This window comes from Pontibacterium sp. (assembly GCF_041587635.1).
Lineage (GTDB): Bacteria > Pseudomonadota > Gammaproteobacteria > Pseudomonadales > Balneatricaceae > Pontibacterium.
Genome location: NZ_JBFGYC010000053.1, coordinates 1 through 12,926 on the forward strand (window position 1 = coordinate 1; position 12,926 = coordinate 12,926).

Consider the following 12,926-nt stretch of genomic DNA (forward strand, 5'->3'; position numbering starts at 1 on the left):
AGACCAGCGCCACATATCAGCTTCAGCTTCTGCCCATGGATCTTCCAGAATGTCACCCTCATAAGAGATGTGCAGCAGGTTAGCATCCATCGAGTATGGCGACTTCTTCTTGTTCCCAGCGAAATCAACCGGAATATTGTGCTCTTCACAATACTTCATCAGGGTTTCACGGGATGTCAGATCCCACTCACGCCACGGTGCGATGACATGAACGCCCGGCTTCAGCGCGTATGCGCCCAGCTCGAAACGAACCTGGTCATTACCCTTACCCGTCGCACCGTGAGAAATTGCATCAGCACCTGTTTCGTTAGCAATCTCAATCAGACGCTTAGCGATCAATGGACGTGCAATAGACGTACCCAACAGGTACTCACCTTCATAGATGGTATTTGCACGGAACATTGGGAATACGAAATCACGCACAAACTCTTCACGCAGATCTTCAATGTAGATCTCTTTTACGCCCAGCGCTTCGGCTTTGGCACGTGCAGGTTCAACTTCTTCACCCTGACCCAGGTCGGCAGTAAAGGTGACTACCTCAGCGTTGTATTCATCCTGCAACCAGCGGACGATTACGGAAGTGTCCAGACCACCGGAATAGGCTAGAACAACCTTCTTAATTTCGGACATTCTCAAGCTCCAACTTGTGCAAACATCGGCCGCAGGACGCGACCGGGTTCAAAAAGAAACAGGGGCGGGATTATAGCAGAAAAAGCCTACCGTATGGCAGACCATATATCGCGAGTTTTACTCTTTTTCCAGACGAATGGTGACACGTCGGTTCCGCGCACGATTTGCTTTGTTGTTATTGGGTACGACAGGATATCGCTCACCGTGATAACGGGTGGTGACCATCCCCTCCTCAAGCCCTTGCTTGACGAAGTATTCACTTACGACTTCAGCACGTTTTTTCGACAAATCCCGGTTAGCCAGACGACGACCTGCGGCATCACTGTGCCCATCCACATACACCGACTGAACGCTGTTATCGTTCTTTATATAAAGGATGATCAGGTCCAGACGCTCACGCGTCGAATCAGACAGTCTCCACTCTCCCGGCGGAAACAGTACAGCCGTTCGCGCCACCTGACGGTAGTTAACCGGCAGCAACTTCGCCACACAGCCTACATAGTCAGTGTATGCGTTACGGAAATTGACCGCAGAAACCGAGACACGCAGGTATTCCGGGGTGCCGTACCAGGTTTCAGTGGTAAACGTAGGCATCAAACCCTTATGCAAGGCTGCCAGCATCGATTTGGCATAACCTGTTTTCACATCCAACTGCCCCTGCTTAACCGCCTTTACAGGGCCAATCGCCTGAGTCATCAGACCCGGCCGCCATGGTGGGGCTTCAGATACCAGCATCGCACCTTTGGCAAAATGACCTTTTTCAGTCGGATCAAGCAGAAAGTGAACATTTTCACCCGCTTCGTGCTCAAACACCGCATTGCCAAAGGAAGGAATCACATGAGACAAACGACAGACGAAGATGGAGGACTCCAGCTCCCAGTTGGACTCTTCAATGGTTGCCCGATAGCTCACTGCCTGCACAAGCGTGCTGACCAGCCAAAGCAAAAGTATGGGAACCAGTTTTAAGTACACGACAACACCTGCAACATTCGGAAATCTGTTGTTATATTATCTCTTTCGGCTCTGACAACAACACCTTTAGCTATCAAATTACATCGCTGGTAGAATGGCGGGCAATATGTGAGCAATTCAGAAAGTAAGGGAATCCTTTGAGCCGTCAAGATTCGTACAAACACCCAATGGCAAGCCGTTTTCGCGGTTTTCTTCCGGTTGTAGTTGATGTTGAAACCGCCGGTTTTAACGCCAATACCGATGCTCTGCTGGAGATTGCAGCAGCCACTTTGACCATGGATGAAAACGGTTACCTGATGGTCGATAAGTACTACGAAGCCCATGTAGAGCCGTTTGAAGGTGCCAACCTTGAACGTGCAGCATTGGATTTCACGGGCATCGATCCATTCGATCCCGACCGTGGTGCCATCAGCGAACAGGAAGCATTAGAAAACATTTTCCGCCCTATTCGTAAATCGATCAAATCGCACGATTGTAAACGCGCAATTCTGGTCGGACACAACTCTGCATTTGATCAGGGGTTTGTGAACGCGGCAACGGAACGAAATGATATCAAGCGCAACCCTTTCCATCCGTTTTCAAGCTTTGATACCGCCACGCTATCCGGGTTGGCCTACGGCCAGACCGTGTTGGCAAAAGCCTGCGAAGTTGCTGACATTGAGTTTGATGGCAAAAAAGCTCACTCAGCACTGTACGACACACTAAAAACTGCTGAACTGTTCTGCTCCATTGTGAATCGCTGGAAAGACCTTGGCGGCTGGGACATGGTATTGGCGGCACAGGATTACGGTGACGAGTTCACCATCTGATCCCCGCCCTGCAACAAATAGGCAGACATAAAAAAACCCGCACATGGCGGGTTTTTTTATGGACTATCTGAAACTGAATTACAGATTATCAGCTTCTTCAGTCAGGTAAGATGCAACACCTTCAGGGGAAGCAACCATACCTTTATCACCCTGGTTCCAACCAGCCGGGCAAACTTCACCGTGCTCCTGGTGGAATGCCAACGCATCAACCATACGCAGCATTTCGTCAACGTTACGGCCCAGCGGCAGATCGTTAACAACCTGGTGACGCACCAGACCGTCTTCATCGATCAGGAAAGAACCACGGAAAGCAACGCCGCCTTCGGATTCAACATCGTAAGACTGGCAGATGCTATGAGTCATATCTGCAACCAGTGTGTAGTTAACAGCACCGATACCGCCTTCGTTTACTGGCGTGTTACGCCAAGCGTTGTGAGAGAAGTGAGAATCGATAGAAACACCGATCACTTCTACGTTACGCTTTTTGAACTCTTCGATACGATGATCGAAAGCCAGCAGTTCAGAAGGACAAACAAAAGTGAAGTCCAGCGGGTAGAAGAATACAACCGCTTTCTTGCCTTTTGCTGCTTCAGACAGAGTGAAAGCATCAACAATTTCACCGTTACCCAGTACTGCTGGTGCTGTAAAGTCTGGTGCCTGTTTACCTACGAGTACGCCCATTGCATGTCTCCGTTAGTGGGTATATTTCGTTTTAGAGTATCCATAATAGAAAAGAGACTTGCATCTGCAAGCCTCTCATCCGGATCTTTTTTATTCGGCTTCAGCGTCACCAGAAGCGGCAGCCGCTTCTTTGATCAGTTCTGCCAGTTCGCCGGATTCTCCCATTTCGCAGATGATGTCACATCCACCTACCAATTCACCCTTAACCCACAACTGCGGGAAGGTTGGCCAGTTTGCGTACTTAGGCAGCTCTGCGCGAATTTCCGGATTTTCCAGAATATTTACAAACGCAAAACGCTCACCACAGCCCATCACCGCTTCAGACGCGCGGGAAGAGAAACCGCACTGCGGGAAACGTGGTGTACCTTTCATGTACAGCAGGATGTCGTTGCTTTCGATCTGCTCTTTAATGGTATCAATAACGCTCATTCATGCACCTTTCAGCTAACACTTTGAAGACAATGGACAGCTGCCTTCTCGTGCAGAAATATTATCACATATCCGACCATATCACTCTGTTAATGTATATTTAGATTTCTCAATCAGAACGATAGAATAAACTTATCAATAGCCAAAAATTGATTTTCATTATCTCTGACATACGAGAATCAACGGTTGAAAATAGGCTAGACACACAATAGAATCTGCTTTTTATTGGCAGCTCTTAGCTGCCTTTTTGCGTTGTATGGAGAGGATTATGGCATTTGAGCCAGTAATGAAAACCTACAACCGGCTTTCAGTTGCTTTTGAACGCGGTGAAGGCGCGTGGTTGTATGACACGGATGGAAACAAGTATCTGGACGCCCTGAGCGGCATCGCAGTTACCGGTCTGGGTCACGCACACCCAGCGGTTACCCACGCAATCAGCGAGCAAGCTGCCCGCCTGATGCACACTTCCAACCTCTATTCTATTCCCCTGCAGGAGCAGCTGGCTGAACGCCTGACGCGCATTGCAGGTATGGACAACGTATTCTTTGGCAACTCCGGTGCTGAAGCAAACGAAGCCGCCATCAAGATTGCACGCCGATACGGTCACGAGAAAGGCATTGATCTGCCAACCATTATCGTCATGGATAACTCGTTTCATGGCCGGACAATGGCAACACTCAGTGCAACCGGCAACCGTTCTGCTCAGGCTGGTTTCGAGCCACTGGTTGCAGGTTTTGTTCGTGCGCCTTACAACGATGTTGAAGCTGTCCGCACGATTGCAGCGAACAACCCGAACGTTGTCGCAATTCTGGTTGAACCCATTCAGGGCGAATCCGGTGTCGCTATCCCGGCAGACGATTACCTGAATCAGCTGCGTGATATCTGTGACGAACAGGACTGGCTGCTGATGCTGGACGAAGTCCAGACGGGTAACGGCCGTACGGGGACATACTTTGCGTTCCAGCAAAACAACATCGTACCCGACGTAGTCACTACCGCAAAAGGCTTGGGCAACGGCGTACCTATCGGTGCATGTCTGGCAAGCGGTAAGGCTGCAACTATCCTTGCACCTGGAAATCACGGTTCAACCTTCGGTGGTAACCCACTGGCTTGCGCAGCTGCGCTGGCAGTTGTTGATACAATCACTAATGAAGGACTGGCAGAGCGCGCTAAAGAACTGGGCGACCGCATCGTACAAGGCTTCCGCGAACAACTTGCTGGCGCAGACTACGTAAAAGAAGTACGTGGTGCAGGCCTGATGATCGCGATTGAACTGAGCGAAGCGGGTACAGAGCTGGCCGTTCTATCCAAGGTAAAGGGTGTTCTTCTGAACGTGACCGGCGGTGGCAAGATTGTTCGTATGCTGCCTCCACTGATCATGTCAGACACTGAAGCAGACCTTCTGGTTAATACCATTTCAAAACTGATCAAGATCTACTCTGCTGACGATCGTGCCAAGCCGCGTGTTTAACACGCGGTCTCGTCAGACGCAGCGAGAAACCCATAATGAAAATAAGACATTTTTTGACTCTGCGGGACCTGTCTCCTGCGGAGCTTGACTCTGTTATCAACAGAGCAATTGAACTGAAACGTATCCTTCGCGATGGCGAAGTGTATGAGCCACTGAAAAACCGTGTGATGTCGATGATTTTTGAAAAATCATCAACCCGTACCCGCGTCTCTTTTGAAGCAGGTATGGCACAGTTTGGTGGCCATGCAATGTTTTTATCCTCACGTGATACACAGCTGGGACGTGGCGAGCCAATCTCCGATAGCGCCCGCGTCATCTCCAGTATGGTCGATGTGGTGATGATTCGTACCCATGGACACGAGATCGTAGAGGAGTTTGCAGAAAACTCTTCTGTGCCCGTGATCAACGCACTGACTAACGAATATCACCCATGCCAGCTACTGGCTGACATGCAGACATATCGTGAGCACCGCGGCAGCATTCAGGGTAAGACTGTTACCTGGGTGGGCGATGGCAACAACATGTGCAACTCCTACATTAATGCAGCCCGCCAGTTCGACTTCCATCTGAACATTGCTTGCCCGGAAGGTTTCGAACCGATGACCGAGCTGCTGGAAGAGAACAAAGACCGCATCTCCATCTTCCGCACACTGGAAGAAGCGATGAAAGACAGCCATCTGGTTGTCACCGATGTCTGGGCATCCATGGGTCAGGAAGAAGAACAGAAAGAGCGCGAAGAAGCGTTTGCGGGTTATCAGGTCACCACTGAACTGATGGACCTGGCACACAAAGACGCCATTTTCATGCACTGCCTACCGGCTCATCGCGGCGAAGAAGTCAGCGCAGAGATGATGGATGATCCTCGCTCTGTTGTCTTCGACGAGGCAGAAAACAGACTGCATGCTCAAAAAGCACTGCTGGAGTTTTTGCTGGTCGGCACCCCGGAAAAAGCGTAATTCCGCACCGACAATCGGGCTGGAACGATTGAATCCAGCCCGATTCACCTCTATTCCCTACAGAGCAACTATACTTCGACATACATCTGTCACAGGGGAGCAAGTAATGATCGAACTTCGTCATCTGAAAACACTGTCTGCCCTCCGTGATGCGGGCAGTCTGGTTGAAGCCGCCGAGCGTGTTCACCTGACACAATCAGCGCTCTCTCATCAGATAAAGGACCTCGAAGACCGGTTGGATTGCTCGCTGTTCATCCGCAAAACAAAACCGATCTGCTTTACCAGTGCCGGGCAACGACTGCTCTCTCTGGCGGACGAGATGCTACCCATGATTCGCAGTGCTGAGCGGGATATCGCCCGATTAGCAGGCGGGGAAGCAGGACGTCTGAACCTCTGTATTGAGTGCCACAGCTGCTTTGACTGGCTGATGCCTACGATTGACCATTTCCGCCAGCACTGGCCTGAAGTCGAACTGGATCTATCCAGTGGCTTTAGTTTTCAGCCTTTACCCGCGCTAGCACGTGGTGATCTGGATCTGGTCATTACCGCTGACCCCGAACCGCGCAACGGCATTACCTACGTGCCATTGTTTACGTACGAATCAGTATTGGCAATCAGTAAACAGCACCGCTTAATGGCCCGAAAACATATCCACCCAACTGATCTGGAGCAGGAAGTTCTGATTACCTATCCGGTCGAACCGAGTCGCTTAGATATATTTAACCACTTTCTGGATCCAGCCGGCGTCGAGCCGAGCAGCATTCGCACGGCAGAACTTACGGTGATGATGTTACAACTGGTGGCCAGTGGCCGTGGTGTCGCCGCCCTGCCTAACTGGGCGCTGCATGAATACCTGCAAAGGGAATATATCGCCGCGCGCTCACTGGGCGAGAAAGGCGTCTGGTGCACCCTATACGCTGCGATTAGAGAAGACCAGAAAAATGCAGACTTTATGGTGGACTTCCTCAACACCGCCAAGGAAGTCTCTTTCCGCAATCTGACCGGCATCAAATCAGCCTGATCAGATTAACAAGGATGTTGTTTTGCGGGGATGGCTTGGCATCGGTGATCTGAGCGACCCGCTTTGCCTGCCAATATTCAATTCAGCAAAGCATTGTTTACCAAGTCACACCTACTTCGCTGCTAACCTTCCCAGTTTTCAATCACTTCTTTAGCGGCGCGGAATGCTTCCTGAGCAGCGGGCGCGCCACAATAAACAATAGAGTGCAGCAACACCTCCTGAATCTCTTCCGGCGTACAGCCATTACGCAACGCTCCACGCACATGTCCTTTCATCTCTGTCGGTGCTTTCAGCGCTGCAAGCATCGCGATAGTCACCAAACTACGCGTATTGCGTGGCAGAGTTTCACGCTGCCAGGTTGAACCCCAGGCATTTTCGTTAATCCAATCCTGCAAGGGTGCTGTAAATTCAGTGGTGTTATCGATGGCTTTTTGTACGAATTCCTCACCCATTACCTCGGTGCGTACTGCCAGTCCGTTCTCGCGATCTTCAATTGCCATGTCATAACCTCCTAAAAATTTGCATTTACCCTAACGTAAAATGACAAACAGGAAAATCGTCCTCTTGTTTCTTTAATGCATTGCCTTACACTGTCGCCCTTAACTTACGAAATTCTCAGGACTCAACATGCAAAACTGGACCCCGAACAGCTGGCGTAACCATCCAATCGTCCAGCAACCGGACTATCAGGATCAGGCTGCCCTCAAGCAGGTCGAACAGACACTGACAGAAATGCCTCCTCTGGTGTTTGCCGGTGAAATTCGCGCCCTGCAATCACAACTGGCAGAGGTCGCAAACGGTAACGCCTTTCTACTTCAGGGTGGCGACTGTGCGGAAAGTTTTGCAGAGTTTAATGCGAATAAGATTCGTGACACGTTTCAGGTCATGCTGCAAATGGCAGTGGTACTGACGTTTGCGGGTAGCTGCCCGGTGGTAAAAATTGGCCGCATGGCGGGCCAGTTTGCTAAACCCCGCTCCTCAGGTATGGAGACAAGCAACGGCATTGAACTGCCAAGCTACCGAGGCGATATTGTCAACGACATCAACTTCACCGCGGGCTCCCGAGCACCGGACCCTGAGCGCCTTCTACAGGCCTACCACCAGTCTGCTTCCACTCTGAACCTGCTGCGCGCATTCGCTCAGGGCGGCTTTGCCGATCTGAATCAGGTACACCAGTGGAACCTTGGTTTCGTTGAAAAGAGCCCACTGGGTGAAAAATACCAAAATCTGGCCGGTCAGATTGATCAGGCACTGGCATTTATGGAAGCATGCGGCCTGAATGCAGGTACCACCCCTCAGATCCATGAGACCAGCCTGTACACCTCTCACGAAGCCCTTCTGCTGGGTTATGAAGAGGCGCTGACACGTCAGGACAGCATCACCAATCAGTGGTACGACTGCTCTGCTCATATGCTGTGGATCGGCGACCGCACCCGCCAGACGGATCACGCTCACGTTGAGTTCCTGCGCGGTGTACAGAACCCGGTAGGTGTAAAAGTCGGCCCAAGTACCTCCAGAGAGGACCTGATCCGCCTGATCGATATCCTGAACCCGGATAACACACCTGGCCGTCTGACACTGATCGCTCGTATGGGTGCAGAGAACATCGAAACCATGCTGCCGCCTCTGGTCCGTGCTGTTAAAGAGGAAGGACGCAATGTGGTCTGGAGCTCAGATCCGATGCACGGCAACACTATTAAGGCCTCCTCCGGCTACAAAACCCGTAGCGTCGATTCCATCCTGAAAGAGATGAAAGGTTTCTTCCAGGTACATCGCGCAGAAGGCACCTATGCCGGTGGCGTACACTTTGAGATGACCGGACAGAACGTTACCGAGTGCATTGGCGGCGCGTACCAGATCACTGAAGAAGGCCTTGCGGATCGTTATCACACTCACTGCGACCCACGCTTGAACGGCGAGCAGGCACTGGAACTTGCGTTCCTGATTGCTGACACGCTGAAGGAAGCACGGGGTAAGTAATGGATCGGAACGCACGCGTCGGCGCCCTTCTGAGCTCGATTCAGTCTGAAATGCAATCGCAGCAGCTGTGGGCCGAAACATCGCCCTCAGCTGAAGCCCTGAGCAGCCAGCAGCCGTTTTGTGTGGATACACTGATGTTTACAGAGTGGGTACAGTGGTTAATGCTTCCGCGTCTGCAAACAATGATTGAACAGAATATATCCCTACCACAGAACAGCAATATGCATGCGATGGCAGAAGAAGCCTTTAAGCGGATTGAGGCGAAGACAGATCAGCTGCTTGAGCTGATCAAAGCGCTGGACGATGCATTAAACGTACGTCATTAAGATACTGAGCAGATGCTGCTACAGTGATGGATGAGAAAAGCGGACTTCACTTTATAAACAGGTGAAGGTCCGCTTTTTTATGAGCAGAAAAGCTTAGAGTAATCCTTTCAGCACAATATCGTTGTAACCCACGACACCCATCACCTGACCGTTGTCGATCACAGGTGCAGATGCTAAGCCAAAGTTATCAAACATCCGGGCACAGTAGCGTACATCCATACGCGCCTCGACAGATAACACTGGCTTCGCCATCACTTCATAGACATTCACCCGCTCCGGTGAACGATCCTTAGCGACCACTTCTTTTGCAATATCAGACAACAAAAGAATACCGTATTCATCGTCTTCATGACGTTTGTTGATTAGCAGAACAGAAACGGACTTCTGCTTGAACAGATCCAGTGCCTCTTTAATCGTCACCAGACCGTCAACCATCGCATAGTCCTGAGTCATTACATCCTTAACGCGTACGACCTCTTTTTTGCCGCTCATATCTCTTCCTCTACCACGTTGGTCAGTGTCTGGATCTGGTGGGCAACACCTACCGCATCCTCGACATCTAACTGAATCGCAATACCACGCCCTGGCGCTTCATCAAATCCAGCAACCTCAGCAATCGTTTCCAGAATTTTCCGACTGAGGTGCTCTTCGGTGATAAACAGCAGGACATCACGTTGAGTTTCCAATGACAAACCAAAAAACGTTTTGGTTTTTTTCACGCCTTCACCACGAGCATTGGTGATTACGGTTGCACCAGTGGCTCCAGCCTCTCGTGCAGCCTTCATGACCTGATCTGTTTTGGTATCTTCTACAAATACCACTAACAGTTTGAAATGCACGGCAATTCTCCGTTTTTACGTAACAAGGTACTGATCAGACTTCAGCAGTTTCACGTTCTTTTTTACTGCTACGTTTCGCCGACCATTCAGTAATTTGTGCATAGCCCATCACCGTGATCATCGGGAACAGACTTGCAAAAGCAATCAAACCAAACCCATCGATCAGTGCACTACGTCCCGGCACTGTTTCCGCCAGCCCCAACCCCAGGGCCGCAACAAGCGGTACGGTGACCGTCGAAGTGGTTACACCGCCCGAGTCATAGGCCAGTGGCACAATCATCTTCGGCGCCCATATCGTCTGGATAACCACCACGATATAGCCTGAAATAATGAACCAGTGAATCGGATAACCAGTGACAATTCGCCAGGTTCCCAGCGAGATCCCAACGGCAACACCCAGTGCTACCGCAATACGTAATCCCCAGACACCAATAGCGCCACCGGACACTTCGTTTGCTTTGATCGCAACAGCGATCAAAGACGGCTCAGCAATGGTTGTACTCGCACCAATCAAGAAGGCAAACAGGAAGACCCAATAGTAATCTTTCCAGTGCAATTGTCCCGGTACAGAGTCACTCCACTGACTAATGAAGTCAGGATTTGTCAGCTGCTCGGCCATCAGACGACCAATGGGAAACAGCGCCTTATCCAAACCAAGCAGGAACAAAGCCAGACCAAAAATCACATAGGCAAAACCGATTAATACACGTTTCAAATTCGGTATCGGGCGACGGATTACAAACAGCTGGAAGCCGAAAATAATCGCTGCAATCGGAATTACATCCTTGATGGTGGTGAGCGTAATATCGATCAGTTGCAGAATGAATTCCATCAGATCACCATCCCGTAAGCCATGACAAATATCATGGGAGTCAGCGATGCAAAGGCAATTAATCCAAAACCATCGATCATTGGATTACGTCCCTCAATAGACGATGCCAAACCCACCCCCAATGCCGTTACCAGAGGCACGGTAATCGTTGATGTGGTTACACCGCCGGAGTCGTAAGCAATACCAATAATCTCACGCGGTGCAAACATCGTCATAATCACCACCATGATATAACCGGCGATAATCATATACTGAATCGACCAGCCCTTGAGGATTCGCAACACACCCAGAACAATCGCCAGACCAACGGAAAATGCAACAGTGAAGCGCAAACCGTTCGCATAACTGCTGCGGGATTCGTCCGAATCGACAATCATCCCGCCCACCGATGCCACCGTGGCCGCTTCGTCAGCGACCGCTATGAGCGCCGGTTCAGCCACCGTTGTGCCGAACCCCAAGCAAAACGCGAAGAGCAGCAGCCAGAAGACACTGCCTTTACGCGCAAAGGCGTTGGCCATGGATTCACCGATGGGGAACAACCCCATCTCAAGTCCGTAGATGAAAAAAGTCAGGCCGGCGACCACACACAGCAAACCAACGATCAATCCGACGAGGTCGGGAACGCTTTGCTGTAAAACGAAAACCTGAAAGAAACCAATGACTAGAATGATCGGTGCCAAGTCTCGCAGACTACCAATCATCGAGCGTCCTAATGCTAGAAGAGAGCTGTTCAAGAGCCCTTTAACTCCCTATTAAATATAACCTTTTAAAACCTAAGGTTAGGTTATCTGGTTTACACTTTTGTTGCAAAAAATGTGCACAAAAAGATGCTAATTTTTAACGCGCCGCAAACCGTTACAATACGAGACCTCTGGACGGTTGCCTGTCCTGCCAAGGTAGCGCTGTCGCTTGCGCCGCACGACTGGTAAAATCGGCCGCGTTTAAGAAATCTTTACCGAGATCCGATCATGTCCGACATTCCATCCCTTGTTGAGTTTTTGCGCCAATCCGATACCCAGCTGCGTATCTTTGATATGGGGCGCCGGGTCAGCAAAATTTCAGCCGAAACCTTTAACAAAGTGGAACAGGCACAGGTCCCTTATCCAGCGCCCTTTATGCATCATGCATGGATCGCACTGTTGATGTGGAACCCGAAGCTTAAGGATCAGAATGTGGTCTGGTTCCTAAAACTGCCACTGGATGAACAGGGCTACCTGGTTCAGGCTGCACGTGATGACTTCATGAACCGTCTCTTCCAGAACATCAGCAACATGATGTCAGGCGATAGCGACAGTGCGAAGAAAGATGCGTTGCAGGACAATCCGTTTTCCTTCAAACCAGAACAGGAAAAGATGGCTATCTTCCACGCCCACGCAACCTTGGCGATTGGACAGCCCGCATCCCAGTATTACGAATACTCACAGCAATACTTTGCCGGACAGATGGGATTTGACCAGTGGCAGGCACTCGGCTATCAGGGCATTGCCGATCTGGTGATCCGTCATGAAAAAGGGCGTAACAGTGAAATCATGGCTTCTGCGATCGCGCAGCTGCCACCAGAGCCGTATGAAGTGCTCTGTACCTGTCTGGAAAATATCGAGCCCGATCACAAACTGTTTGCCGCTCTGAGCAAACGGATGCTCACCAGCCTGCAGGACGAGGCGACCACTGCGAATCACGTGGCAGCCCAGATTCGAGGCATCTCCAACGCCCACAACGAAGAAGCCAAGCGCGACTTGTTGCTGGCGGTTTTAGCAACAGCACATGCGCAGGAAGCCGAAGTACTAGCCGCAATCGCAACCCGCTGCAGCATCAGCCTGCGGTTTCCAGAACTGCTCAAGCCCTACCTTGAAGCGTTGGCCGCAGGTAAATCCGGTCAGGTTGGGTTCTCACGCATTCTGGCAGACCTGATGTTTATGCCCGACCTGCGCGCCTTGATCCTTCACGTATTCCGTAACCCGGATCGTAGTGAAAAGCTCT

At 50.6% G+C, this 12,926-nt stretch carries 16 protein-coding genes; 7 read left to right on the forward strand and 9 right to left on the reverse strand.

The genetic code is table 11. The annotated features are described in order from the left end of the window. Both ABYW01_RS04835 and ABYW01_RS04840 read right to left on the reverse strand, forming a co-directional pair. A partial coding sequence (locus ABYW01_RS04835) for an argininosuccinate synthase (RefSeq protein ID WP_372831382.1) occupies nucleotides 1-630 on the reverse strand: 630 nt, incomplete at its 3' end. Nucleotides 631-747: 117 nt separating this feature from the next. Next, nucleotides 748-1,602, reverse strand: a complete 855-nt coding sequence (locus ABYW01_RS04840) for an OmpA family protein (protein ID WP_193952960.1) — start codon at nucleotides 1,600-1,602, stop codon at nucleotides 748-750. Nucleotides 1,603-1,769: 167 nt separating this feature from the next. On the opposite strand from ABYW01_RS04840, the gene rnt reads away from it, so the two are divergent. Next, nucleotides 1,770-2,411, forward strand: a complete 642-nt coding sequence (rnt, locus tag ABYW01_RS04845; RefSeq protein WP_193953004.1) for a ribonuclease T — start codon at nucleotides 1,770-1,772, stop codon at nucleotides 2,409-2,411. A 78-nt stretch (nucleotides 2,412-2,489) separates the two neighbouring features. Here rnt and ABYW01_RS04850 read toward each other — a convergent pair whose 3' ends face one another. Beyond that, on the reverse strand, nucleotides 2,490-3,092 hold the full coding sequence (locus ABYW01_RS04850; RefSeq protein WP_372831383.1) for a peroxiredoxin: 603 nt from the start codon (nucleotides 3,090-3,092) through the stop codon (nucleotides 2,490-2,492). A gap of 90 nt (nucleotides 3,093-3,182) precedes the next feature. After that, complete coding sequence (grxD, locus tag ABYW01_RS04855) at nucleotides 3,183-3,521, reverse strand: Grx4 family monothiol glutaredoxin (protein WP_193952958.1); 339 nt, start codon at nucleotides 3,519-3,521, stop codon at nucleotides 3,183-3,185. A 268-nt stretch (nucleotides 3,522-3,789) separates the two neighbouring features. Between grxD and ABYW01_RS04860 the strand changes: the two genes are divergently transcribed. The 3 genes from ABYW01_RS04860 (at nucleotide 3,790) to ABYW01_RS04870 (ending at nucleotide 6,969) form a co-directional block, all read left to right on the forward strand. Continuing rightward, nucleotides 3,790-4,992, forward strand: coding sequence for an aspartate aminotransferase family protein (locus tag ABYW01_RS04860; protein ID WP_193952957.1), 1,203 nt, complete (start codon nucleotides 3,790-3,792; stop codon nucleotides 4,990-4,992). 35 nt (nucleotides 4,993-5,027) lie between these two features. Then, nucleotides 5,028-5,948, forward strand: coding sequence for an ornithine carbamoyltransferase (gene argF, locus ABYW01_RS04865; protein ID WP_372831384.1), 921 nt, complete (start codon nucleotides 5,028-5,030; stop codon nucleotides 5,946-5,948). A gap of 106 nt (nucleotides 5,949-6,054) precedes the next feature. After that, nucleotides 6,055-6,969 (forward strand): LysR family transcriptional regulator, encoded by a 915-nt coding sequence (locus tag ABYW01_RS04870; RefSeq protein ID WP_193952955.1) that lies wholly within the window; start codon nucleotides 6,055-6,057, stop codon nucleotides 6,967-6,969. 122 nt (nucleotides 6,970-7,091) lie between these two features. On the opposite strand, the gene ABYW01_RS04875 is transcribed toward ABYW01_RS04870, so the two are convergent. Then, entirely contained in the window at nucleotides 7,092-7,469 is a 378-nt protein-coding gene (locus ABYW01_RS04875) for a carboxymuconolactone decarboxylase family protein (protein WP_193952954.1), read from the reverse strand. Nucleotides 7,470-7,596: 127 nt separating this feature from the next. Between ABYW01_RS04875 and ABYW01_RS04880 the strand changes: the two genes are divergently transcribed. Beyond that, complete coding sequence (locus ABYW01_RS04880; protein WP_372831385.1) at nucleotides 7,597-8,949, forward strand: class II 3-deoxy-7-phosphoheptulonate synthase; 1,353 nt, start codon at nucleotides 7,597-7,599, stop codon at nucleotides 8,947-8,949. Then, nucleotides 8,949-9,275, forward strand: coding sequence for a YqcC family protein (locus tag ABYW01_RS04885; RefSeq protein WP_193952952.1), 327 nt, complete (start codon nucleotides 8,949-8,951; stop codon nucleotides 9,273-9,275). The genes ABYW01_RS04880 and ABYW01_RS04885 overlap by 1 nt, the downstream gene beginning before the upstream one ends. A gap of 93 nt (nucleotides 9,276-9,368) precedes the next feature. On the opposite strand, the gene ABYW01_RS04890 is transcribed toward ABYW01_RS04885, so the two are convergent. From ABYW01_RS04890 to ABYW01_RS04905, 4 genes are read right to left on the reverse strand one after another with little or no spacing between them, the layout of a single operon-like run. Beyond that, nucleotides 9,369-9,767: a CBS domain-containing protein gene (locus ABYW01_RS04890; protein ID WP_372831386.1), complete on the reverse strand. Its 399-nt coding sequence runs from the start codon at nucleotides 9,765-9,767 to the stop codon at nucleotides 9,369-9,371. Continuing rightward, a complete protein-coding gene (locus tag ABYW01_RS04895) occupies nucleotides 9,764-10,114 on the reverse strand; it encodes a P-II family nitrogen regulator (RefSeq protein WP_372831387.1) in 351 nt (116 codons plus the stop codon). Before ABYW01_RS04895 ends, ABYW01_RS04890 begins: the two co-directional genes overlap by 4 nt. A 34-nt stretch (nucleotides 10,115-10,148) precedes the next feature. Beyond that, complete coding sequence (locus ABYW01_RS04900; protein ID WP_193952949.1) at nucleotides 10,149-10,946, reverse strand: DUF1538 domain-containing protein; 798 nt, start codon at nucleotides 10,944-10,946, stop codon at nucleotides 10,149-10,151. Then, entirely contained in the window at nucleotides 10,946-11,647 is a 702-nt protein-coding gene (locus tag ABYW01_RS04905) for a DUF1538 family protein (protein WP_372831389.1), read from the reverse strand. The genes ABYW01_RS04900 and ABYW01_RS04905 overlap by 1 nt, the downstream gene beginning before the upstream one ends. 267 nt (nucleotides 11,648-11,914) lie before the next feature. On the opposite strand from ABYW01_RS04905, the gene ABYW01_RS04910 reads away from it, so the two are divergent. Then, the coding region (locus tag ABYW01_RS04910; RefSeq protein WP_372831388.1) for a DUF3549 family protein at nucleotides 11,915-12,926 on the forward strand (1,012 nt) is incomplete at its 3' end.